We start from the raw sequence: 24,547 nt of genomic DNA, 5'->3' as shown, positions 1-24,547 counted from the left end.
ACATGACAGCAACGAACGGGAAGGTGGCCATCGTCGCCGGCGGCGGCGGCATCGGCGGCGCCACGGCGCGCAAGCTGGCCGAGGTGGGCACGGCCGTGGTGATCGGCGACATCAGCGAGGCCAATGCCCAAGCCATTGCGCAGGGCATCACCGCCCAAGGCGGCCAGGCCCGCGCCATTCGTTGCGACATCAGTGACGAGGCCTCGGTTGCGGCGATGGTCCGCCTCGCGGTGGAGAGCTTCGGCGGCCTGGACCTGATCCATGTCAATGCGGCCGACCTGTCCGTCATCTTCCGTGACAGCAACGCCGTGGATGTCGATCTGGCGGTCTTCGATCAGACCATCGCGGTGAATCTACGCGGCCATCTGCTGTGCACCCGCGCCGCCATTCCCGAGATGCTCAAGCGGGGTGGCGGCGCCATCGTCTATACCACCTCGGGCGCGGCCTTCATCGGCGAGGAAGAGCGGCCCTGCTACGCCATGGCCAAGGCCGGGCTGAACGCGCTGATGCGCCATGTCGCCTCGCGCTGGGGCCGCCACGGCATTCGTGCCAATTGCGTGGCGCCGGGATTCGTGATCACCGAGAACAATCTCAAGACCTTGCCGGAGGGTTTTGCGGATGCAGCGGTGAAGCGCACCCGCAGCACCCGTCTGGGCCAGCCGGAAGACATCGCCGCGATGGTGGCCCTGCTGTTCTCCGAAGAGGGCATGTGGATCAACGGCCAGGTGATCAGCGTCGACGGCGGCGCGACGATGCGCTGAGTATTCATCAATCAGGAGTTTTCATGTTTGAAGTCTTCGCCTCCATGTCGGAGAACCTGGGCCTGGAATCCATCGCCGACTATGCCCGCAGGGTGGAGGCCATCGGTTTCGACGGCCTGTTCGTGCCCGACGCCATCCACGACGGCCTGCTGCTGGCCTGCCAGGCGCTGGGCGCCACCCGCCGCATCAAGGTGGCCACCTCGGTGCTGGTGGCCTTCCCGCGCAGCCCGATGAACGTGGCTCTGGCCGCCTGGGATCTGCAGAAAATGTCCGGCGGCCGTTTCGAACTGGGCCTGGGCACCCAGATCCAGCAGAACATCGAGGACCGCTACTCGTCCCGCTGGCTGCCGCCGGCCAAGGGCATGGCGGAATACGTGGGCGCCCTGCGGGCCATCTTTCACAGCTTCCGCACCCGCGAGCCGCTCAATTACGTCGGCGAGTACTACCGGTTCACCCGCCTGCAGCCTTTCTTCAATCCCGGCCCGATCGACGCGCCGGACGTGCCCCTGGCGCTGGGCGCCGTCGGGCCGAAGATGCTGGCACTGGTGGGCAGCGTGGCCGACGGCATGCATACCCATCCCACCAACACTTCGGCGTGCTACCTGCGCGAGGTGATCGTCCCCGCCGTCGCCAAGGGGGCGGAGTCGCGCCTGCCGGGGCTGGAAAAGCCCTTCATCGCCGCCAGCATCCTGGTGGCCACCGGGCCGGATGCTGAGACCGTCGCCCGCGAGCGGGAACGCTTCCGCAACACCCTGGCCTTCCTGTTCTCCACACCGGCCTACTGGCCCAGCCTGGAACTCTTCGGCTGGAAATCGGTGGGCGAGGAACTGTTGCAGCTGACCCGCGACAAGCGCTGGCGCGACATGACCTCGGTCCTCACCGATACGGTGCTGGACGAGTTCCTGGTCACCGGGTCCTACGCCGAGGCGGCACCGATTCTCAAGGCGCGCTTCGCGGGCCTGGTGGACCGCATCACCGTGCCGGTTCCCGAGGATTCCGCCCACGACTCGCTGGCGGCCGGTCTGGTGGCGGCCTTGCGCGCATCCTGAAACCCATCCGGAGGGTGCCCCGGGGCACCCTCCCATACAAGCAATCGACTGGAGCATTCAATGACTGACGTCTATATCTACGACCACGTCCGCACGCCGCGGGGCAAGGGTAAAGCCGATGGCGGCCTGCACGAGATCACGCCGGTGCAGCTGGCGGCGCAGGTGCTGGGCGCCGTGCGCGACCGTAATTCGCTCGATACCTCGCTGGTGGAAGACGTGTTCCTCGGCTGCGTGGTGCCGGTGGGCGAGCAGGGGGGCAACATCGCCCGTGTCGCCGCCCTGGTGGCGGACTACGACTACCGGGTGCCCGGGGTGCAGGTGAACCGTTACTGCGGCTCGGGCCTGGAGGCGGTGAATTTCGCCGTGGCCAAGGTGGGTTCGGGCCAGATCGACCTGGCGATCGGCGGCGGCGTCGAGAGCATGTCGCGGGTGCCGATGGGCAGCGATGGTGGCGCCATGGCCCTGGACCCGCAGGTGACCTTCAAGATGTATTTCGTCATGCAGGGGGTCAGCGCCGACCTGCTGTCGACGAAGTGCGGTTTTACCCGGGAACAGTGCGACGCCTACGCGGTGGAGAGCCAGAAGCGCGCCGCGGCGGCCTGGGCCAACGGCTACTTCGCCAAGTCGGTGATACCGGTGAAGGACATCCTGGGCCTGCCGGTGCTGGACAGGGACGAGACCGTCCGCCCCGACGTGACCCTGGAATCCCTGGGTGCGATGAAACCCGCCTTCGTGGACCTGGGCGAGAAATTCGGTTTCGACGGCGTCGCGCTGCAGAAATATCCGGAACTGGAGAGCATCATCCACATGCACCACGCCGGCAACAGCTCGGGCATCGTCGATGGCGCGTCGGCCGTGCTGGTGGGCAACAAGGAGATCGGCCAGCGCCTGGGCCTGAAGCCGCGGGCGCGGATCCGCTCGATCGCCACCGTGGGTTCGGAGCCGACGCTGATGCTGGACGCGCCGAGCTTCGCGGCGCAGAAGGCGCTGCGAAAGGCGGGCATGGGCGTGGCCGACATCGGCCTGTGGGAACTGAACGAAGCCTTCGCCTCGGTGGTGCTGTGCCTGATGGAGCGGCTGAACGTGCCGCACGACAAGATCAACGTGAATGGCGGGGCGATCGCCATGGGCCATCCGCTGGGGGCGACGGGGGGCATGATCCTGGGCACCCTGCTCGACGAGATGGAGCGGCGCCAGGTGGGCACGGGTCTGGTGACCCTGTGCGAAGCGGCGGGCATGGGTACCGCCACCATCATCGAGCGGGTATGAGCCTGCACCACGCATCCTGAAGGAAGAATTCATGAATCAAGTCATTCAAATCGTCATTGATGCCGACGGCGTCGCTACCCTGACCATCGATCATCAGCAGAATTCCATGAACGTGATCGACCAGCTGTTCATGGACGAGCTTTCCGCCGCCATCGACCAGGTGGCCGGGGACCCGGCCATCAAGGGCGGGATCATCACCTCCGGCAAGCCCTCCTTCGTCGCCGGCGCCGACCTCAAGCTCCTGGAGACCCTGCCCGAGCGCATGAAGGACATGCCGCTGGCCGACTTCCTGCAGCAGAACATGTCGCTGTCGATGCTGCTGCGGCGCCTGGAGACCTGCGGCAAGCCCTTCGTCTGCGCCGTGAACGGCGTGGCGATGGGCGGCGGCACCGAGATCGCGCTGGCCTGCCACTACCGCGTGGTGGCCGACAGCAAGGGCATCCTGCTGGGCCTGCCGGAAGTGCAGGTGGGCCTGTTGCCGGGCGGCGGCGGCACCCAGCGGGTGCCGCGGCTGATCGGGGTCCAGGCTTCGGCGCCGGTGCTGCTGGAAGGCCAGGCCCTTTCCGCCGAGAAGGCGCTGAAGATGGGCCTGATCCACAAGGTGGTGCCCCAGGCCGAGCTGCTGGCCGAGGCCAAGCGCTGGATCCTGGAGGAAGGCGACCCGGTGCAGCCCTGGGACAAGAAAGGCTTCAAGGTGCCGGGCGGCGCCGGCGCCATGTCCCCGGAGGTGGGCCAGATGATGATGGTCAGCAACGCCATGATCCAGGCCAAGACCTTCCACAACATGCCGGCGCCCTTGGCCATTCTCTCCTGCATGTTCGAGGGACCGTTCCTGCCGATGGACAAGGCCTTGCTGGTCGAGGGCAAGTATTCCGCGTTCCTCAACCGCGATCCCGTGTCGCGCAACATGATCCGCACCCTGTTCATCAACAAGGGCAAGGCGGACAAGCTGATGCACCGGCCGGCGGGGATTCCCAAGACCCAGTACAAGAAGATCGGCGTGGTCGGCGCCGGCCTGATGGGCGCGGGCATCGCCTTCACCTGCGCCAAGCTGGGCGTCGAGGTGGTACTGATCGATCGCGACCAGGCTGCCGCCGACAAGGGCAAGGACTACACCGCCAAGCGCCTCGGCCGCGATCTGGAGAAGGGCCGCACCACTCAGCAGAAGATGGATGCGGTGCTGGCCCGGATCAAGCCCACCACCGACTACAGCCATCTCTCCGACGTGGAAATGGTGGTGGAAGCCGTGTTCGAGGATCGTGGCATCAAGGCCGATGTGACCAAGAGGCTCGAAGCGGTGCTGCCCAAGCAGGCGGTGATCGCTTCCAACACCTCGGCGCTGCCGATCACCGAACTGGCCGAAGCCGGCAGCCGTCCGGAGAACTATGTCGGCCTGCACTTCTTCTCGCCGGTGGAGCGCATGCCCCTGGTGGAGGTGATCTGCGGCAGGAAGACTTCCGACGAGACCCTGGCCCGGGCCCTGGATTTCGTCGCGCTGATGAAAAAGACGCCGATCGTGGTCAATGACGGCCCCGGCTTCTACACCACCCGTTTCATCGGCGCCTACATGGGCGAGAGCATGGCCATGCTGACGGAAGGCGTGAATCCGGCCCTGCTGGAGAACGTCGCCAAGATGGCCGGGCTTCCCGTGGGACCGCTCACCATCACCGACGAGATCGGCCTGGACGTGGCCTACCACGCCGCCCAGAGTCAGCAGAAGGAGCAGGGGGCGAACTTCAAGATCACGCCGTCCGTCGTCGTCGTCGAGCAGATGGTGGGCAAGCTGGGGCGCCACGGCCGCAAGAACGGCAAGGGTTTCTACGACTACGCCGCCGACGGCAGCAAGAAGCTGTGGTCCGGCCTGACTGAACTCTGGCCGCGCAAGCCGGAGCAGCCGACGGTGGAGGAAATCAAGGCGCGGATGTTCTACGCCCAGTTGGTGGATGCCGCCAAGTGCATCGCCGACGGGGTGCTGCTCGATCCGGCCGACGGCGACGTGGGCGCGATCCTCGGCGTGGGTTTCCCTCCCTATCTGGGCGGCCCCTTCTCGATGATGGACACCATCGGTCTGCCGCAGGTGGTGGCCGAGTGCGACCGCCTGGCGGCCGCCTACGGCGACCGTTTCGCGCCGCCCCAGTTGCTGCGCGACATGGCGAAGAACGGCCAGACCTTCTACGGCAGCACGCGCATCACGCCGCCGGCGGCGAAGCAGGCTTGACGCTCGAGAGGCCGGAGGAGTGCGTCCGCCGGCCGCTCACGAGCCCCTCGATGTCAGCTTGAAAACGATTCGAAACGCAAAGGAAACGCATCGTGAATTTTGATTTTTCCGACGACCAGCGGCTGTTGCAGGCGGAAGTGGGCAAGATGCTGGCCGAGACCAGCACCTCCGCCGCGGTGCGCCAGGTGCTGGGCGGCCAGGCCGCCTACTCCGAGAGCGTCTGGCGCAACCTGATCGACATGGGCGCGGCGGCGGCGGCGATTCCCGAAGCCTACGGCGGCGCCGGGCTGGGTTACCTGGAACTGTGCCTGGTGGCCGAGGAGGCCGGGTGCCACCTGGCGGCCGTGCCGCTGTCGTCGTCCTTCTACCTCGCCGCCGAAGCCATTCTCCACGGCGGCAGCGAAGCCCAGAAGCAGCACTGGCTGCCGCGCATCGCCGCGGGCGAAGTGATCGCCACCGCCGCGCTGGGCGGCCACGAGACCTATCTGGCGACGCCGGCCCTGAGCTTCGACGGCAAGAGCGTCAGCGGCAAGGTCTCGGCCGTACCCGACGGCCTGGTGGCCGGCATGGCGGTGCTGAAGGCGGGCGACGATCTGCTGTTGGTGGACCTGGCTGCGCCCAGCGTATCCCGCAAGGCCCTGTCCTCCCTGGACCCGACGCGGCCCTACGCGGAACTGAGTTTCGCCAACACTCCGGCCGAGAAACTGACTGGCGGCAAGAGCGGGGCTGCGGTGGCGGCGCGGGTGCTGAACGGGGCCGCCGTGCTGCTGGCCTTCGAGCAGGTGGGGGGCGCCGCGCGGATTCTGGAGATCAGCCGCGACTACGCGCTGGAGCGCAAGGCCTTCGGCCGCCAGATCGGCAGCTTCCAGGCGCTGAAGCACAAGATGGCGGAGATCTACACCGCCAACGAACTGGCCCGGGTGCATGCCTACTACGGCGCCTGGGCGTTGTCCTCCGACGCCCCGGAACTGGCGTTGGCGGCAGGCGCGGCGCGGGTGGCGGCGACCACCGCGTTCAACCGGGCGGCGGAAGAGGGCATCGAGATCCACGGCGGCATCGGCTTCACCTGGGAGATGGACTGCCACCTGTACTACCGTCGAGCCCGTTATCTGGCGCAGCTGATCGGCAGCGAACATGCCTGGCGCGCCCAGTTGGCCGATGAACTTGTGAGGGAGGCCGCGTAAGCGGAGCGAGACTATGGATTTCAGAGACACCCCCGAAGAAGCTGCATTCCGCGCCCAGGTGCGGGCCTGGCTGGAGGCCAATGCCCAGCCCAAGAAAAGTGACGAGGATCGATTTGACAAAGGCATGAACGATGCGGAACGTATCGTCGCCGCGCGCGCCTGGCAGAAGAAGAAGGCGGCGGCCGGCTATGCCGCGATCACCTGGCCCAAGGAAGCCGGCGGCATGGGCGGCACGCCGATGCAGCAGGTGATCTACGGCCAGGAGGAAGCCCGGTTCCTGGTGCCGCGCATGATTTTCGAGAACAGCCTGGGCCAGTGCCTGCCCACGGTCGCCACCTGGGCCATCCCGGAACTCAAGGCCCGCCATGTGCCGCGCGGCCTGTCCGGCGACGAGATATGGTGCCAGCTGTTCTCCGAGCCGGCCGCCGGCTCCGACACCGGGGGCATCCGCACCCGCGCCGAGAAGCAAGGCGACGCATGGGTGATCAACGGCCAGAAGGTGTGGACCTCCGGCGCCCAGTTCTGTGACTACGGCATCCTCTTGGCCCGCAGCGACTGGGACAAGCCCAAGCAGGACGGGCTGACCATGTTCATCCTGGACATGAAGGCGCCCGGCGTCGAGGTACGCCCCATCCACCAGATATCGGACGAATACGAGTTCAACGAGGTGTTCCTCACCGACGTGCGCATCCCCGACAGCCATCGCCTGGGCCCCGAGTGCGGCGGCTGGAAGGTGATGCTGAGCACCCTGATGCACGAGCGCCTGTCGGTGGGGGGCAGCCTGCCCACCCATCTCCATCGCAGCCTGATCGACCTGGCGCAAAAGGCCCACTGGAACGGCCGGCCGGCGATCGAGGACAGCCGGGTCAAGGCCCGCATCGCCGATGCCTACCTGAGCCAGAAAGGGGTGGAGCTGACCATTTCCCGCGGCATCACGGCCCTGTCCAAGGGACGGGAGCCGGGGCCGGAGATGTCCATCCTCAAACTGGTGGCGGGCAAGGGCATCCAGGACATCACCAGCTTCGCGCTGGAGATGGCGGGCGCCGAGGGCACGCTCGGCCATCGCGACCTGGGTGGCGAATGGGAGTTCATCCAGCGCCTGTGGCTGTCGGCGCCCGGCATCCGGCTGGCGGGCGGCAGCGACGAGATCATGAAGAACATCATCGCCGAGCGCGTGCTGGGCCTGCCCGGCGAGATCCGCACCGACCGCAAGGTGCCGTTCCGCGACCTGGAACGCTGAGACAGGGGAAGGCAAAGTGATGAACGTCACCGAAGCCGTATTGAGCCGGGCCTCCGCCCGGGCCTATCTGGATCAGCCGGTGGAGCCGGAACTGCTGCGGGAGATCCTGGCGGCGGCGCTGCGCGCGCCCTCCGGCGGCAACCTGCAGCCCTGGCACGTCCATGTGCTGACCGGCGCGGCGAAGCAGAACTTCAGCCAGCGCATCCTGGACAGCTTCAGCAACAACCCGATGGGGGAGTCCCCCGATCCGAAGATGTATCCGGAGCCGTTGCCGTCGCCCTACAAGGAGCGCCGCGCGGTCTGCGGCACGATGCTTTACGACGCGCTGGCGATTCCCAAGGAGGACAAGCAGGCGCGCATCGTCCAGGCGCTGAAGAACTACGAGTTCTTCGGCGCGCCGGTGGGGCTGATCTTCACCATGCCGTCCTACATGGTGGAGGCGCAGGCGATCGACATGGGCATCCTGATGCAGAGCATCATGCTGCTGGCGAAGGATCGCGGCCTCGACACCTGTCCCCAGGTGATCTGGCGCATGTGGCCGCAGACCATCCGCAGCGCCTTGGATATCGGCGACGCGCAGCATGTGATGGGCGGCATGTGCCTGGGCTATGCCGACACCGCATCGCCGGTCGCCAATCTGGGCGTGCCGCGGGATTCCCTCGACGCCCTGGTCTCGTTCCACGGCGATTGAGGTCGCAGACAACTCTTTCAAATTGACGGAACACCCATGGCAAAGAAACCCTTAGAAGGCGTCAGCATCCTCGACTTCTCCCAGTATCTGCCGGGCCCGCTGTGCGCCCAGCATCTGGCGGACCTGGGGGCGGACGTGCTGAAGATCGAGAACCCCAAGGGCGGCGACCTGGCGCGGCCGACGCCGACCGGCGAGTCCGCCTCGCGCCAGTTCCTGGTCGTCAACCGCAACAAGCGTTCCCTGAGCGTCAACCTGCGCACGCCGGAAGGCGTCGAGATCGTGCGCAAGCTGGCGGCCGAAGCCGACGTGGTGATCGACGGCTTCCGCCCCGGGGTGATGGACCGGCTCGGCATCGGCTACGAAACCCTGAAGGCGCTCAATCCGCGCCTGGTGTTCTGCGCCATCACCGGCTACGGCCAGGACGGCCCCTACGCCCAGAAGGGCGGCCACGACATCAACTACCAGAGCCTCTCCGGGGTGCTGGAGCAGAGTGGCAGCGCCGGCGGCCCGCCGGCCTCGGGCAACTTCCAGATTGGCGACCTGGCCGGCGGCACCCTGACCGCGGTGATGGGTATCCTCGCCGCGCTGTTCGACGCCCAGCGCAGCGGCCAGGGACGTTTCGTCGACGTCTCGATGACCGACGCGGCCCTGGCCCACATGGTCTCGGCGCTGGCGACGGTGCAGACCTACGGCCATGGCCAGCCGATGCCCCGCGGCGAGGACTTCACCAGCGGCCGGGTGCCCTGCTACGGCGTGTATGAGACGGCGGACGGCCGCCATCTGGCCCTGGGCGCCCTGGAGCCGCAGTTCTGGCAGGCCTTCTGCAACGCGGCGGGCCGCCCCGATCTGATTGCCAAGGGCTTCGTGCTGGACGACAGCGCCGGCGCGGCGAAGATCGAAGTCGCGGCGCTGGTGAAGAGCCGCAGCCTCAAGGACTGGGCGGCCTTGCTGGAGGACGTCGACGGCTGTGCGACGCCGGTGCTGCGCCTGGACGAGGTGATGGCACATCCCCTGACCCGGGCCCGGGGCATGGTGCTGGAGGGAACAAGTCCCGACGGCATCGCCTATCCCCAGTTCGCCTTCCCGGTGAAGATGAGTGACTATCAATTCTCGGTAGAACGCCGTCCGCCCAAGCTGGGGGAACACAACCAGGAAGTGCTTGAGAGCTTGGGCTACGGCGAGGCAGACATGGCCGCATTCAAGGCCAAGGGCATCATCTGAACAGGAGTGAACGAATCATGAAACTGGGACTGCAATTGGGTTACTGGGGCTCCGAGCCACCCGCCGACGGCAACGTGAAACTGGCGCAGGAGGCGGAGGCCCTGGGCTTCGATTCGGTATGGACCGCCGAGTCCTGGGGCAACGACGTGTTCACACCCCTGGCCTGGATCGGCGCCCACACCACCAAGATCAAGCTGGGCACGGCGCTGGCCCAGCTTTCGGCGCGGACGCCGACCGCCTGCGCGATGAGCGCCCTGGCCATCGACCGCCTCTCCGGCGGGCGCATGATCCTGGGCCTGGGCGTCTCCGGCCCCCAAGTGGTGGAAGGCTGGTATGGCCAGCCTTTCGACAAGCCGCTGGCGCGCACCCGCGAGTACGTGGACATCATCCGCCAGGTGCTGCGCCGGGAAGCCCCGGTGAGCAACCCCGGCCCCCATTACCCGCTGCCCTACACCGGGCCGGGCGCGCTGGGCGTGGGCAAGCCCTTGCGCGCCAATACCCATCCGCTGCGCGCCGACCTGCCCATCTACCTGGGTGCCGAAGGGCCGAAGAACGTGGCCCAGACCGCCGCCATCGCCGACGGCTGGCTGCCGATCTACTACAACCCGTTCCGGCCGGAGATCTACGCCGACCAGCTGAAGGACGCCAAGCCCGGCTTCGAGATCGCGCCGCTGGTGATGGTCAATATTCACGACAACCTGCAAAAAGCGCTGCTGCCGCAGAAGATGGCGCTGGCCTTCTACGTCGGCGGCATGGGCGCGAAGGAACACAACTTCCACAAGAACCTGATGGCGCGCATGGGCTACGCGGCCGAGGCCGAGAAGATCCAGGACCTGTTCATGGCCGGCCGGCGCGAGGAGGCGGTGATGGCGGTGCCGGACCAGTTCGCCGACGAGATCAGCTTGTGCGGCCCCAAGGCCCGGATCAAGGAGCGGCTCCAGGTCTGGCGCGACTCCCCGGCCACCACCCTGCTGGTGATGGGCACCGGCGGCGCGCAGATGCTGCGTGACATGGCCGAACTGGCGCTGTGAGCGGAACCGCAGCGCGAACAAGAATTCAGGAGGAGAAAAGCATGACCCGAGCCAAGACCTTCAACCTGGCCGATCTGTTGCGCATCGCCGTGGACGCCGTGCCGGAGGACCGGGAAGCCCTGGTGTGCGCGGGGCGACGCGTCACTTTCCGCCAGCTCTACGAGCAGACGCAGAAGGTGGCCGGCTGGCTGCGCCGCCAGGGCATCGGGGCGGGGGACACCATCGGCATTCATGCCTACAACAGCATCGAGTTCGTCGAAGCTGTCTTTGCCGCCTACATGCTCAAGGCGATACCGATCAACGTGAACTACCGTTATACCGTCGACGAGGCGCGCTACATCTACGACAACGCCAAGCTGAAGGGGCTGGTTTACTGCGCTCCAATGGAGGATTGCGTCGCCGAGGCCATCGATGCCGTTCCGGGGCTCAAGGTGCTGCTGCGTATCGGTGGCGGCGCAGGCGGCATCCCCCATGCCGTTCCCTTCGAGCATGCGATTGCCACCGGCAGCGGCTCCCTGGATGACATCGAGCTCAGCGACGATGACCTGGTGATCCTCTACACCGGCGGCACTACCGGCATGCCCAAGGGCGTGATGTGGCCCCACAAGCCCTTCTTTTACGCGGCCCTGGGGGGTGGCAGCAGCTTGAATCCGGCGGGCCCCATCAAGACGCCGGAGGAGCTGGCGGATCGGATCAACACCACGTATCCCCTGCGCGTCCTGCCCTGCGGGCCGCTGATCCACGGCAATGGCATGTGGGCGACGCTGATCGGCCTGCTCGCCGGCTGCACCACCGTCCTCAACGACCGTCCCGATCTGAAGGCCGATCACATCCTCGATCTGGTGGTGCAGGAAAAGGTCTCGGTCATCAATGTCGTCGGCGACGCCATGGTGCTGCCCCTGGTTGATGCCCTGCGCGCCCATCCCGGACGCTGGGATCTTTCCCGCATCGTCTGCATTCCCAACGGCGGCGCCCTGCTGTCCCAGCATGTGGCCGATGCCTTCCGTGCCTTCCTGCCGCCAACGGCCATCATTCTCGACAGCATGGGTTCCTCGGAGACGGGGACCTCCGGTGCTGGCAGCAAGCCCGCGGGCGGAGGCCTGGTCCAGCTTCCTCCGGGGCCCACGGTGGCCGTGCTGGTGGATGGAGTCCGCTTTGCGCAGCCGGGCGAGACGGGCATCCTGGTGCGCATGGGCCATCTACCCCTGGGCTACTATGGAGATCCGCAGAAGACTGCTGCCACCTTTGTCACCATCGACGGCAAGCGTTGCGCCATCAGCGGCGACAGTGCCCGTCTGGAAGCGGACGGCTCCATCACCATCTTCGGCCGTGACTCCCTGTGCATCAACACCGGCGGCGAGAAAGTATTCACCGAAGAGGTGGAGGAGGTGCTGCGTTCCTACGACTCCGTGACGGATGCCCTGGTGGTGGGCGTTGCCGATCCCCGCTGGGGACAGAAAGTCGTCGGCGTGGTTTCCGTTCGGGCCAACGCTCCGCAGGATAGCGAGGCGTTGAAAAAACATTGCCGACAGAAGCTGGCCGGCTACAAGGTACCCAAGGATGTGATCTTCGTCAGCGAGATACCGCGTGGCCCCTTGGGCAAGGCGGATTACCGCTGGGCGCGCGCGGTGGCCGCGAAGGAACTGGCCGCAGCCTGAGTCGCGCTGGCAGCGACGGTGCGCCCGATGCGAATGTTTTCAAGAGCACAAGAACATAAGGAGTGACGCGATGTACCAAGTGAATCTGGAAGGAAAAGTGGCCCTGGTGACCGGCGGCAGCCGGGGTCTGGGGCGGGCGATGGTGCTGGGTCTGGCCCGGGCCGGCGCCGACGTGGTGATCGCCAGCCGCAAGCTCGACACCTGCGAGACGGTGGCGGCGGAAGTGCGCGCCCTGGGCCGCCAGGCGCTGCCCTTCGCGGCCCACGCGGGCCAGATGGAAAGCCTGGACGCGCTGCTGGAAGCCACCTACCAGCGCTTTGGCAAGCTCGACATCCTGATCAACAACGCCGGCACCAACCCGGTCACGGCGCCGCTCTCTGATCTGACCCCGGAGTTGTTCCAGAAAGTGTTCGAAGTGAACACCAAGGGCCCCTGGTATCTCGCCTCCCGCGCCGCGCCGCGCATGGCCAAGCACGGCGGCGGTTCCATCATCAACGTGATCTCCGTGGCGGGTCTGAAGCCGCCGGCCTACCAGGGCTTCTACGCCGCCACCAAGTCGGCGCTGCACGCTCTGACCAAGGTGATGGCCGCGGAATGGGCGCGCCTGGGGGTGCGGGTGAATGCCCTGGCGCCGGGGAGCATCCATTCCGACATGTTCGACAACTCCGCCGCGCAACTGCCGGGCTTCATGGAAGGCTCCGTCGCTGCCACGCTGCAAAAGCGCGTCGCCGACACCGACGAGATTCTCGGCTCGGTGATGTACCTGGCCAGCGACATGTCCAGCTTCACCACCGGCACCACCCTGGTCGCCGACGGCGGCTACCTTGCACTGTGAGATGACCATGGAAACCGTAACCTGCCGCACCCTCGAGGAAGGCATCCTCGAAGTCCGCATGAACCGCCCGGAGCGGCTCAACGCTATCAACCCAGCCCTGATCGGCGACCTGCTCGCAGTGTTCCAGGGCCTGCAGCTGGACCGCAAGACGCGGGTGGTGATCCTGACCGGGGAGGGCAAGGGCTTCTGCTCCGGCGCCGACCTGCAGGAATACGCCGGCCCGGGCGCGATTCCCGGCACTGACGGGATGGGCCAGCTGGGCTTCGTCTACAAGTTCCAGGAATACCTGGCGCAACTGATGCTCGCAATCCACGAATGCGACAAGCCAGTGATCGCCGCGGTGAATGGCGCGGCAGTCGGCGGCGGCTTGGCCCTCGCGCTGGCCAGCGACATCCGCATCGCCTCGACGGCAGCGAAGTTCGGTGCGGTGTTCATCAAGACCGGGTTGTCGAACTGCGACGTGGGGGTCAGCTATTTCCTGCCGCGCCTGGTGGGCGCGAGCACGGCGGCGGAGCTGATGCTGACCGGGCGCATCTTCAAGGCCGACGAGGCGCGGGAGATGAAGCTGGTGTCGCGGCTGGTGGCGCCGGAGGAACTGGAAGCGGCAGCCCTGGAGACCGCTAGGGCGATCGCCGAGAACTCGGAGTACGGCGTATGGATGACCAAGAAAGGTCTGTGGTCCAACGTCGATGCGACGAGCCTGCGCCAGGCGATGGAACTGGAGAACCGCACCCAGGTGCTGGGTACGTTCACCGGCTGCATGGAAGATGCGATGCAGGCCTTCGGCGCGGGCACCAAGCCGCGCTGGAAACCGCTCTGACGGGCGGGCCGTGCCACGTGCAGGGCGGGCATCCCCGCCCTGGCCCGAGCAGTGCCGCGGGGTGGGGCGGCGATGTGTCACGCAGCCGGGCTGCAGCCTAAGACCTGACAACACTCGGTTATGACATCTCCGGATTTACAAGATAGGACTGGCGTCTTATAAAGTCGTGGCGCCGAATCACCCGGTGCATCGGGACCCCGACACCGTGTGCCGTGGCCTGTCCGTTAATTCATGTTGGAGGTAGTGGAGATGGGGAGATTGTCCGAGCGGGTCGCCATCGTCACCGGCGCGGGCGCCGGCATCGGCAAGGGGATTGCGCGCCGCCTGGCGGCCGAGGGCGCGGCGGTTCTGGTGGCGGAGTTCAACGATGCCACGGGCAAGGCGGTCGCCGATGAGCTGCGGCGGGACTTCGGCGTCCGGGCCGAGGCGTTCCGGGTGGATGTCTGCGACAAGGGCCAGGTCCAGGCAATGGTGGCCGCGGCGGCGCAGCGCTTCGGCACGGTGGACATCCTGATCAACAACGCCTGGGCAGCCCGCCGCGGCAGCCAGCCGTTCATGCCGCTGGAAGCCAAGGCCGACGAGGATTTCGATCATGCCTTCAGGATCGGTCACATGGCGGCGTTCTGGGCGATGCAGGCGGCGTTTCCGATCATGCGCGACAAGCGCTGGGGCCGCATCATCAACATCGCCTCGTTGAACGGCGTCAATGCCCATCCATACACGGTGGACTACAACGCGGCCAAGGAGGCGCTGCGCGCCCTGACCCGCACCGCCGCCCGGGAATGGGCTGTCCACCAGATCTGCTGCAACATCATCTGTCCGGCCGCGGCCACCGAGTCCTACAAGACCTTTGCCGCCGCCCAGCCGGAGAACGCGGCCGAACTGCTGAAACTGAATCCCATGGGCCGCATGGGCGATCCGGAGTCCGACATCGGCAGCGTGGCGCTGTTCCTGGCCAGCGACGATGCCCGCTACCTGACCGGCAACACCCTGTTCGTCGATGGCGGCAGCCACATCAACGGCGTGCCCTGGATGGCCGGCGGCGCCTGATCCGATACCCAAGCTACGGAAGAACATACGATGAACAAACGACTCGAAGGCAAGGTGGCCATCGTCACCGGCGCCAGCCGCGGCATCGGCACCGCCATCGCCCAACGCCTGGCGGCGGAGGGTGCCCGCGTGGCGATCGTCGCCCGCGCCCCGGAATCCGGCAGCCAGCGCTTCTCGCCCGGCCTTCAGATAACGGCCGACCGCATCCTGGCGCAGGGTGGCGAGTGCCTGTGCATTTCGGCCGACCTCACGGACGCCAACGCACGGGCGCATATCGTCGATGAAGTGACTGCCCATTTCGGCGGCGTGGACATCCTGATCAACAACGCGGCCTGGGCGAATCTGCATTCCTCCCTGGACGAGTCACTGGAGAATGCGCGGTTGCAATTCGAGGTGAATGTCTTCGCGCCCCTGCAGCTTTCCCAGCAGTGCGTGCCTTCGATGACGGCACGGGGCGCCGGCTGGATCGTCAACCTGTCCAGCGGCTCGGCCCAGCACGTGGGGATCGCTCCCTATGCCGCGGATGACGAAGGCGCGCTGGTCATTCAGCGCCAGGTCACGCTCTACGGCGCGAGCAAGGCGGCGCTGGAGCGGATGACCAACGGCATGGCGCTGGAGCTTGCTGCGGCGAACATCGCGGTCAATGCCCTCTCGCCGGTGGCTGCGGTGGCAACCGAGGCCGCGCTGGAGGCGGGGGTGGTCCAGGCCGGTGCCTACTTCGAGCCCGTCGAAGCCATGGCGGAAGCCACTTTGGCACTCTGCTCGCGCCCGCCCGGCCAGCTCTCCGGCCGGGCGCTGGTGAGCCTGGGCTTGCTGCGCGAAATCGGCGCCACGGTGCACACCCTGGATGGGAGCAGCCCTCTGGCGGGCTATTCATTGCCCGCCGTGTGAGGCTCCCGCTGGCCGGACGTCGAACCGCCCAAGTGCCGGCCGGCCCCTGCGCATCTCCTTGGTCATGTCCATCATGGGGCCATTAATTCCTTGTGTCGATAATAAAATTACTGATAAAGTAATTGTCGGCGCTCGGGAACTCTCAGCGGGTTTCCGTTGCCGAACAAAAAATAATTCGACATTCGTCACGCTTGCGCGTGATGCCCCAACCAAGGAGATGCTGTCGTGGGAAAAATGGAAGATCTGTCGTTGGCACTGCGTCCGGTGGCGCCGCCCCGTGTACTCGACACGACCTATACGGAAGCGGAGTTCAAGATCCTGGTCGACGTGCTGCGTCGCTGCGGCCCGTGGGACCTGATCATCAAGCATCATTTCAGTTCGCTCGAGGAACTGGCGGCCAGCGTCGGTGCCAGCACCGACGGCAAGCTGTCGCTGAATTCGTTCGTGACCCAGGCTTTCCGGGGCTTTCTGGCCCACCAGGGCGTCTGCTATCACGACGAGCTGCATGAGATTTTCTACAACCAGAAGTTCCTGGCGCTTGCCCGGGAATACTGGGGCGGTGCGAAGTACGCGCAACCGTATCAGCTGCTGTTCAATCTGCAGGCGCCGACATATTCCTTCGATCGGGGGCACCTGGATTCCCCTGGCTTCCGCGGCATGTGGGGACAGGACACGCCGATCTGGCTGTTGAGTTCCATGGCACGGTCGGGCTTGTTCAGCCGCTGGATGCTGAAGACCGCCCAGGTCATCACCTGGTATTACGACTCGGATGTGGATGGCGGCTTCACCTACTGGCCGGACGGACCGCTCGCCGCACCCAAACGCCTGGCGGCGCCCATGTGGGGCCAGGGCGTGGTAGTGCAGAATGAGCTCAATTACCACCGGGGGGAGGCGTCCGGCCCCAAGTCGCAGCGGGACCTGCCGCCGGGGTTCACCTTCGACTCGACCGTCGCTGCCGATCCCGACAGTGCCGATGGCTGGTTGATCAAAAACGGAGAGCAGGTTCTGCGCAAGGTGCCGCACAAGGACATGCGGTATTTGTTCCATTGGAGTTGCGAGGTCTTCACCGATATGGCCGACATGAAACGCCGCCTGGACCACCTGGACGACATCACGCCGGAGCAGGCGATCGGCATGCTGGTGGATGATATGCGCCGCCGTGGCGTGGTGTTCGAGACGCCGACCGATCCGATGAAGGATCTCGCCTTCATCGATCGGGTCGGTCGAACCTATTTCATCTCGCCGACCCAGTATCCGGCGGAAGCGCCCCCGGACGTGCCGACCTGATACGCCGTATCCTGACAGGGGGCCGTGCGTCCGGCAGTCTGCAGTTTGGGAAGCACCATGTTGCGTCGGTCTGAAAACGGCGCCGATAAAAAAACGAGTGGAGGAGCTGACGATGAAAATGACGTTCGACGGCAAGGTCGCTATCGTGACCGGAGCTGGAGGCGGGCTGGGACGGGCCTATGCGCTGCTTCTGGCGCAACGGGGCGCCAGGGTGCTGGTGAATGACCTGGGCGGGGACTTCACGGGGCAGGGGGCGAATCCATCCTATGCCGCCGCCGTGGTTGATGAAATCCGCACCCTGGGCGGCATTGCTCTCGCCAACGGCGACAGCGTCGCCAGCCGGGAGGGCGCGGAGCGGATCGTGGCCGAGGCCATGCAGGCCTGGGGGCGCGTGGACATCCTGATCAACAATGCCGGGATCGTCACCAGCCGCGGGCCGCTGTGGGAGATGGCCGATGCCCAGTGGGACACGGACATCCGGGTGGCGGCGACCGGGACTTTCCAGATGTGCCGTGCCGTATGGAAGCACCTGTGGGACAAGGATTACGGCCGCATTCTGAACGTCTCCTCGGGTTCGTTCTTCGGTATGGGTAGCGGTCTGGGCTATCCGGCGGCAAAAGGCGCGACCTGGGGCATCACCCGCGCCCTGGCAGCCACCGCGGATCACCACCGAAAGAACATCCGCGTCAATTGCGTGATGCCGACGGCGGCCAGCCGCATGACCCATCTGCTGGGCGAGGACGTCGACGCGGCCATGAAGCGGGAATACCTGCCGGAGGCGGCGGCGCCGGTGGCTGCCTATCTGGTGCATGACGAGGTGCCGTGCAACGGCGAGATGTTCCGCATCGGCGGCGGCGGCTTCCGCCGCGTCTTCATCGGGATCACGCCCGGCTATCGCAGCAGCCCGGCCGATCTGGACATGGAGACGGTGCGCGACCATTTCGCCCAGGCCATGGCGGTGGACGGCTATACCATTCCCCGCAACAGCATCGATGCGCTCGATGCCGATGCCGGAGTAGACTGGAGCGCGTTCGGCCCCGGCATCATCTGAAACGCCCCGCCACGGCGAGGGAATGCCGCGGCGGGCGGCGCCCGCATCCGGCCCGGCGTCGGATCAGAGAAACACTTCGATGCCCTTGATCAACTGCGCAAACAGGGTATCGAAGATCTCCTTCTGCTTGAGCGACGACAACGCCTTCATTTTCAGCAGCATCAATTGTGAACTCTCAAGACCGAGTCCGTTCAGCTCTTCAGGTTTTGGGAGCGCCTCGGGTTTTCTGTATTCGGCGCTGACTGACACCGCATGGATCATCGCCGCGGCAGTGCTGGCAAAAAGATAGGACGCCAGGGCCAGGGATTTCTTCGTCAAGCCGAGCTGGTCGTGCATCAACTCCGTGACCGGCGCCGTGATCTTGAGCCAGCCGGCGGAGGTATGGCCATTGACGCCGATGATGGAAAGCATCACCGGATAGTGGTCGGCATGCTTCTTGACTGCCCAGAGCCAGGCCAGCAGGGTTTCCTGCCAGGTGTCCTGGGGCTTGGGCGGCTTAAACAGCAGGCAGACCTCGTCCGCCACTGCGATCAGCAATTCTTCCCGGCTGCCGAAGTAGTTGTAGATCGCCATGGATGCCGTGCCCAGTTCCTGAGCCACGGTCTTCACCATAAAGTCTTCTATCGGCGTTGTGGCAAGGATTTCCAGGGATTTCTGGAGTATGGCCTCACGCGAAATACGGGCCGGCCGGCCGGGCTTGCGCCTCAGCGGCAAGGCCTTTCTGGCGGCGAGAGGTTGGGCGGGAGATGGGGACTTCTTTGTCGGAGGCATGTCTGGTAAAAATCTGTTCTACGGATGGGGGGCGCCGCGTACCGCTGGAGCGGGGTGCGACTTGGTGGCATCTTGACCGTGGCCGGTATACCACTCAACACCGAGCATTGCGCGAAAAAGAACAAGTTTACCAATAAAGAAATAAGAGCGTGCGTCGGTGACGAATGCACTGGCGCCTGAATGGGAAAAAAACCCGCCGCTTGCGCGGCGGGCGAATCCAATGGAACCGCATCCCGGGGAGGATGTCGGCATGCGGTTCGAACTGGAGACCACTCAGAACCGGTAGGTCAGGTCGACACCGTAGGTGCGCGGTTCGCCCCAGGTGCTGGCGGCACCGAAAGGCGTCCCGAACTTGCCGTAGTCGATGACATAGGCGGGGTACTTCTTGTCGGTGACGTTCTTGATCCACAGGCCCACCGTCAGGTCGCCGTTGCTGCCCGGTCCGACCGGAATGCCTGCCATCGACAGCCGGGTGTTCCAAAGGCCATAGGCCGGCGTGGTGTAGTTGGTCGGATCGAGTCGGGAGACCAGTGTCGCCGTCCCGCCGCTGATGGTGTAGAGGTCGGAGACATTGGTGCTGGCCTTGTCCACATGGGCATAATCCAGGTGCCAGTTCAGCCGGCCCGGCCCGATCTTGCCGAAGGCGTAGTCGAGGGTGGCCGAGTAGGTGTTCTTCGCCGGCAGGTAGTGGAAGAACTGGGTGACATCCACGCCCTGATCGACGATCTTGTCGTAGTTGAACTTCACTTGCGAGAAGTTCAGACCCACGCGCAAGGCATTGGTGATGGAGGCCGCCACGTCGAGTTCGAAACCCTTGTAGGTGGACTTGCCGGCATTAACAACGTCATAGACGCGCAGTGCATTTCCGGCGATCGTCATCTGCTGGTCGGTGTACTTGCTCTGGAACACCGCCAGGTTGGTGCGCAGCTTGCGATCGAGGAACTCGCCCTTGAAGCCCAGTTCGGTGGAGGTCAGGGTCTCCGGACCGTAGCCCTTGGCGAAGTTCGCGCCATTGGCCGCCTGGTCGTTGAAGCCGCCGGAACGATAGCCCTTGGCAACCTTGGCATAGGCCTGCATATCCTCGGTGAAACGGTACTGGACGGTCAGGCTGGGCGAGGTCTTGGAGAAGGTGTTGGAGCCGGATGCCGGGGCTCCCGGGGCGCCGATGCGGGCCGGGGTGGCACCCGGCAGCCAGAGCAGGCCCGCAGGCATGGCCGAGGTTACCCCGAAGTTGGTGAGCGCGCCGGCGGGCAAGCCGTAGGGGGTGCTGAGATAGATGTCGCCGCCGCCGTAATACACCGACGCTTCGCGCTTGTCGCGGGTGTAGCGAATGCCCGGGGTGATGTCGAGCTTGCGGCTCAGGATGTCCGGGGTCCAGGTGAATTGGCCGAACATCGCCCAGGAACTGTTGTGGGCCTTGCCCGCTTCGCCGTTGAAGGTCGAGATCAGGGTCATGGGGGAGACGCCGCCCACGGTGACGCCGCCGCCGGCGAGGTTGGCGATCAGGCTCTGGCCGGCGGATTCGCTGATCGTGCCCTTTTCGTCGAAGTAGTAGAAGCCGGTGGTGTATTTGAAGTAGGGGCTGGGCCGGCCGATCAGCACGAACTCCTGGGACAAGTAGTCGTCATGGACCTGGTGCAGCTTGGCGCCCATCTGCAGGCCGGCGCTGCTGACGGGGCCGAAGACGCCGCCAAGACCGTTGGGGAGGTAGACATTGCCCGGGAAGTTGATGGCGGCGTCGCTCATCACCGTGGTGTTGCCGGGGAGAACGCCCCAGTAGTAGTTGTTGCGCAGGGAGCGGTAGCCGGTGATGGAGCGGAAGGTGGTGGTGTCGTTCATCGCCCATTCCACCGTCAGGTTATGGCCGGTGTTCTCCACGCCGCTTTCGGGGGCCATGGTGATGTTGGCGTTGTGGGGCATCGGCAACGAACTCAGCCGCTGCGAGGAGCACAAGCCGGGGTCTGCGGTGTAGGCCAGGGCCACCGGGGCGACGGGCTCGATGGGGCTCAGCTGATTGAGACACTGGTTGACGTTGGAGATGTAGCGGGTCTTGGCCCAGTCGTAGCCGTAGTCCACCGTCACCGTATTCGAGGGTTTCCAACGCAGGTCGAAGCGGCCTGCGTCGGCCTTGCGGTCGCCCCAGTTCTTGCCGCTGCCATTGCTGTCCCGGATGAAGCCGTCGCGCTCGTCGTGGACGTAGGCGATCTTGGCGGCCAGGGTTTCGGTCAGGGGAACGTTGAGCGAGGTCTTGGAGACCAGCTTGCCGTAGTTGCCGATGGTGATGTTCTGGGAGAAGCCGAAGTCCTGGCTCGGCCGCGCGGTCTTCAGGTTGATGGCGCCGGAGATGGCGTTGCGGCCATAGAGAGTGCCCTGGGGGCCCTTGAGGATTTCCACCGATTCCAGATCGGCCACGGTGAGGTTCATGCCGCTGCCGCGGGCGATGTAGACGCCATCGATGTGGATCGGCGTCGCCACGTCGATGAAGATGTTCATCGCCTGGCTGGGAATGCCGCGCATCTGCACCTGCAGGTCTTCCGAGGAAGCCGGGTAGGACTTGATCTCGACGGAGGGCGCCAGGGAGCGCATGTCCAGCATGCTGGTGACGTTGGCGTTTTCCAGGGCCCGGCTGCTGAAAGCCTGGATCGAGATCGGCACGTCCTGCAGGCGCTCGGACTGCTTCTGGGCGGTGACGACGATTTCCTCCAGGGCGGCGCCGCCGGTCTGGGCCAGGGCGGAGCATGCGCCGCCGGCCATGAACGCTGCTACCAGGGCCGGAATGGTTCGCACTGCGAACGTTTTCTGATATTGCTGCTTCATCTGCTTCCCTCCTCTATAGGCATCTATATGACTTTGGTTAATTTCCAAAGTCGCCCGAATTGACGATGAGTAGAACATTTGAGACTTGCCCGATTACGGCAAGGCAGTCACGAGTGTATCGATAAAATTATCAATAAGAAAACTATATTTGAAAATTTCTTTCCCGAGTTGCAAAGTCGCAACATAGCTGAGCAAGCTCGAAATTTCCGGAGTTTCATTTTGCGGTGCGGCAATGAGGCGCCGCGCCGCCGCAGCCTTCTGCGATTGGTGATTTAAGCGCCGGGGACAGGGGCGCCCTGTCACCGCTTCATGCTATGTCTATGACATGTTGCTGCGCCAGGTGGCCGGCTACCAGAAAGAGTCTTCCGCCTTCAGGCCCAGCCGCGGGTTGGCCCCGACCATGACCGGCTGCCAGTTGCCCCAGCCCACGCCGCCGCCGCCCGGATCCTTGATACGCACCACCGTGTCGCGGATTTGATGAAGCCGCTTGCTGCTTTCCCGCGAAGTGCAGTCCGGTATGCGCTCGCCGTCGGTGTGGAGGTTGCCTCGCCACTCGCCGTGGTAATGGCCGTCAAAACCGAAATAAAGACCTCCGCCAAGATGGAAGCCGGTGTCGGCAAGTACCTCCACTTCCATGGGACGCGAGGAGCCGTCGGCCATTTTGCAATGCAGCTTGCCGCCCTTGAAGCGCCGATTGACAGCGTCGTAATACAGTTCGGGTTCGATATCCACGATGCGCTCGATGCGGCCGTCCGGGTGCTCCACCGCGGACATCACCGTCTTGGTGCTGCCGTGGGGCGTATCGACCAGGGCGTAATTCAGGAACAGCGCGTAGTGGCTGCCGTCCGGCCGTTCCAGATAGGTCGGGCTCCAGAAGAACTCGTAGTTGCCGCCGATGCCGTCGCCCACCGGCTCCACATCGGCCAGCGGGTGGCCGACGCCATAGCGTACGCCCCAGGAGTGGTCGCGGGTGGACACCCAGGTGTCCGGCGTGATCTCGGTATGTACGCCGTCGACTTCGATCCAGCCGGAAGCGACGCCGGTCTGGTGATAGCGCACCAGTTCCGACATGATCCGGTAGCCCTGGCGGATGTGGGTGCGATCCTCGAAACGGGCCGGCACCCGGGCTTCGAACAGGCAGTCGAAGGCGATGGGCTGGACGTCGTTGGGCTCGAGGACGAAGCGCACTTTCTTCAGCGGTTCCACCACTTCATAGCGCACCGGACCGATCACCGTCAGGTTGGGATCGGGCGCCAGCTTGCGGCTGGCGCGCACCGTGATCTGTTCCTTGCCGCGGGAGACGCCGGCATAGCAGTCCATCACGTTGCGGTTGGCGTACTTGCCCAGGCCGAATCCCAACTGCAGGCTGCCGTCCCGAGCCATGGCCATCGCGCAGACCTTCTCGGTCCAGGACAGATCGGTGGAACCGACGCAGGCGAAGGAATCCATAATCTGGTGGCAGAACTGCTCGTCCGCCTCCCCTAGAGGGCCGATGGGGTTGCTGTTGGGACTGACGACATTGCTCATGAAACGTTTCCTCCTTGGATTGATGCGGGCGGTTCAGGCCCAGAGATTTTTCCGGCCGTCCAGCACCTGCTGGATCAGGCCGCGGCAGTAGATGTATTCGTCGGGACCGGCCGGGCGTTCCATCTCGCCGAACAGGATGCGGCGCTGGGACAGCCGGGTTTCCACGATGGCCTGCTGCAGCAGGGCATAGGTGATGTGCCAGTCGATGTCGTGGAGGCGGACGCCGGTCATGGCTTCATAGGCGGCCGCCACGTCGTCGCGGCACAGGAAGTCGGGCATCGCGTCGGTGCCGGCCATGATCTGGGCGACGTGGTGGAAATAGCGATGGAAGAAGATCAGGTAGCCGACGTCCATTTCGCGGGGGGCCATGGCCGCCAATTCCCAGTCCAGCACTGCCGTCGCCTTGAAGTCGCGCCAGAGCACGTTGGCCGGGCGGGCATCGCCCCAGTTGATGACGGCGGGACTTTCCCGTTCCGGCCAATGGGCTTCGAGCCAGTCGAACAGCCGCTCGATGGGTGCGAAGCGCATGTCGTTGCGGCCCCATGCGTAGAGCGCCTTTTCCCGCGCGAAGTGGCGCCGCAAGGGCGTGGCGCCGGGCTGGTCGAGCTGCAGGAAGGCGGTTTCCGCCGGCGTGGCCTCGATGCCGTGGATGCCGGCCAGGATGTTTACCAGTTCCTGCTGGACCTGTTGTTGTTGGGCCGGCGTCGCATCCAGGAGCCAGCCGCCGAAGACGTAGGGCGGACTGTCGGGCACCATCTCGCCGTCGATCCGTTCCATGATGAAGAACGGTACGCCCAGGGCGTCGGCGCTGCGCTCCTGCCAGGGCACCTTGGGTACCGGCACTTGGCTTTTGCCGCCGACCAGGCGCATCACGCCGACTTGCAGGTCGAAGTCGTAGCGGGGAAAGATCGGAAAGGCATCCTCCGGGGGCGGCAGGCGGCCGACGAATCGGCCGCTGCGTTCGACGCCGTTTTCCTGCCAAGTCATGTCGAAGAGCAGGGTCTCGCTGGACATGCCGGCCTTGCCGGGCGTCCCCAGGGGAGAGAGCTGCGGGTCGCTGCCCGGGCCGAGGGTGCGGGCGAACCAGGCGGTGAGCTGGTTGCGAAGTGCTTCGGGGTCCCGGTAGGAAGTGCGCTTCATCACCAGGGAGTCATCGACGGATTTCATGGAACGTCC

20 protein-coding genes are annotated in these 24,547 nt (G+C 65.4%); 16 read left to right on the top strand and 4 right to left on the bottom strand.

Features of this window, described 5'->3' with window-relative positions:
- Positions 1–2: 2 nt before the first annotated feature.
- From B9N43_RS05555 to B9N43_RS05480, 16 genes are all read left to right on the top strand, one after another.
- Positions 3–761, top strand: a complete 759-nt coding sequence (locus B9N43_RS05555; RefSeq protein WP_145841328.1) for an SDR family NAD(P)-dependent oxidoreductase — start codon at positions 3–5, stop codon at positions 759–761.
- A gap of 23 nt (positions 762–784) precedes the next feature.
- Complete coding sequence (locus B9N43_RS05550) at positions 785–1,810, top strand: TIGR03617 family F420-dependent LLM class oxidoreductase (RefSeq protein WP_145841327.1); 1,026 nt, start codon at positions 785–787, stop codon at positions 1,808–1,810.
- Between the two features lie 60 nt (positions 1,811–1,870).
- Positions 1,871–3,079 (top strand): acetyl-CoA C-acetyltransferase, encoded by a 1,209-nt coding sequence (locus tag B9N43_RS05545; protein ID WP_145841326.1) that lies wholly within the window; start codon positions 1,871–1,873, stop codon positions 3,077–3,079.
- Positions 3,080–3,110: 31 nt separating this feature from the next.
- On the top strand, positions 3,111–5,297 hold the full coding sequence (locus tag B9N43_RS05540; protein ID WP_145841325.1) for a 3-hydroxyacyl-CoA dehydrogenase NAD-binding domain-containing protein: 2,187 nt from the start codon (positions 3,111–3,113) through the stop codon (positions 5,295–5,297).
- A gap of 92 nt (positions 5,298–5,389) precedes the next feature.
- Positions 5,390–6,481 (top strand): acyl-CoA dehydrogenase family protein, encoded by a 1,092-nt coding sequence (locus B9N43_RS05535; protein ID WP_145841324.1) that lies wholly within the window; start codon positions 5,390–5,392, stop codon positions 6,479–6,481.
- A 13-nt stretch (positions 6,482–6,494) separates the two neighbouring features.
- On the top strand, positions 6,495–7,721 hold the full coding sequence (locus B9N43_RS05530) for an acyl-CoA dehydrogenase family protein (RefSeq protein ID WP_145841323.1): 1,227 nt from the start codon (positions 6,495–6,497) through the stop codon (positions 7,719–7,721).
- Positions 7,722–7,740: 19 nt separating this feature from the next.
- Positions 7,741–8,412 (top strand): nitroreductase, encoded by a 672-nt coding sequence (locus B9N43_RS05525; protein ID WP_145841322.1) that lies wholly within the window; start codon positions 7,741–7,743, stop codon positions 8,410–8,412.
- Positions 8,413–8,448: 36 nt separating this feature from the next.
- Entirely contained in the window at positions 8,449–9,633 is a 1,185-nt protein-coding gene (locus B9N43_RS05520) for a CaiB/BaiF CoA transferase family protein (protein WP_145841321.1), read from the top strand.
- A 17-nt stretch (positions 9,634–9,650) separates the two neighbouring features.
- On the top strand, positions 9,651–10,664 hold the full coding sequence (locus tag B9N43_RS05515) for an LLM class F420-dependent oxidoreductase (protein ID WP_145841320.1): 1,014 nt from the start codon (positions 9,651–9,653) through the stop codon (positions 10,662–10,664).
- A 41-nt stretch (positions 10,665–10,705) separates the two neighbouring features.
- Entirely contained in the window at positions 10,706–12,322 is a 1,617-nt protein-coding gene (locus B9N43_RS05510) for an AMP-binding protein (protein ID WP_145841319.1), read from the top strand.
- A gap of 70 nt (positions 12,323–12,392) precedes the next feature.
- Positions 12,393–13,157, top strand: a complete 765-nt coding sequence (locus tag B9N43_RS05505; RefSeq protein ID WP_145841318.1) for an SDR family NAD(P)-dependent oxidoreductase — start codon at positions 12,393–12,395, stop codon at positions 13,155–13,157.
- A gap of 7 nt (positions 13,158–13,164) precedes the next feature.
- On the top strand, positions 13,165–13,977 hold the full coding sequence (locus tag B9N43_RS05500) for an enoyl-CoA hydratase/isomerase family protein (protein WP_145841317.1): 813 nt from the start codon (positions 13,165–13,167) through the stop codon (positions 13,975–13,977).
- 249 nt (positions 13,978–14,226) lie between these two features.
- Positions 14,227–15,027 (top strand): SDR family NAD(P)-dependent oxidoreductase, encoded by an 801-nt coding sequence (locus B9N43_RS05495; RefSeq protein ID WP_145841316.1) that lies wholly within the window; start codon positions 14,227–14,229, stop codon positions 15,025–15,027.
- 30 nt (positions 15,028–15,057) lie between these two features.
- Positions 15,058–15,918 (top strand): SDR family NAD(P)-dependent oxidoreductase, encoded by an 861-nt coding sequence (locus tag B9N43_RS05490; RefSeq protein WP_145841315.1) that lies wholly within the window; start codon positions 15,058–15,060, stop codon positions 15,916–15,918.
- 225 nt (positions 15,919–16,143) lie between these two features.
- Positions 16,144–17,205 carry a hypothetical protein gene (locus B9N43_RS05485; RefSeq protein WP_222428815.1) on the top strand — a complete coding sequence of 354 codons (1,062 nt, stop codon included), beginning with the start codon at positions 16,144–16,146 and terminating at the stop codon, positions 17,203–17,205.
- Positions 17,206–17,317: 112 nt separating this feature from the next.
- Positions 17,318–18,256, top strand: coding sequence for an SDR family NAD(P)-dependent oxidoreductase (locus B9N43_RS05480; protein WP_145841314.1), 939 nt, complete (start codon positions 17,318–17,320; stop codon positions 18,254–18,256).
- Between the two features lie 63 nt (positions 18,257–18,319).
- On the opposite strand, the gene B9N43_RS05475 is transcribed toward B9N43_RS05480, so the two are convergent.
- The 4 genes from B9N43_RS05475 to B9N43_RS05460 all read right to left on the bottom strand — a co-directional run bounded on the left by B9N43_RS05475 (position 18,320) and on the right by B9N43_RS05460 (position 24,538).
- Positions 18,320–19,027 carry a TetR/AcrR family transcriptional regulator gene (locus B9N43_RS05475; RefSeq protein WP_145841313.1) on the bottom strand — a complete coding sequence of 236 codons (708 nt, stop codon included), beginning with the start codon at positions 19,025–19,027 and terminating at the stop codon, positions 18,320–18,322.
- Between the two features lie 273 nt (positions 19,028–19,300).
- The gene (locus B9N43_RS05470) at positions 19,301–21,844 is read right to left on the bottom strand and encodes a TonB-dependent receptor (protein ID WP_186453993.1); all 2,544 of its coding nucleotides are present in this window, start codon (positions 21,842–21,844) and stop codon (positions 19,301–19,303) included.
- Between the two features lie 348 nt (positions 21,845–22,192).
- Positions 22,193–23,371: a hypothetical protein gene (locus B9N43_RS05465; protein WP_145841311.1), complete on the bottom strand. Its 1,179-nt coding sequence runs from the start codon at positions 23,369–23,371 to the stop codon at positions 22,193–22,195.
- A gap of 33 nt (positions 23,372–23,404) precedes the next feature.
- On the bottom strand, positions 23,405–24,538 hold the full coding sequence (locus B9N43_RS05460; protein ID WP_145841310.1) for a phosphotransferase family protein: 1,134 nt from the start codon (positions 24,536–24,538) through the stop codon (positions 23,405–23,407).
- Positions 24,539–24,547: the final 9 nt, after the last annotated feature.

This window comes from Denitratisoma sp. DHT3 (genome assembly GCF_007833355.1).
In the GTDB taxonomy this organism is placed as follows: Bacteria; Pseudomonadota; Gammaproteobacteria; order Burkholderiales; family Rhodocyclaceae; genus Denitratisoma.
Note: the sequence above shows the minus strand (reverse complement) of the source record. Positions and strands in the feature narration are given on the sequence as shown.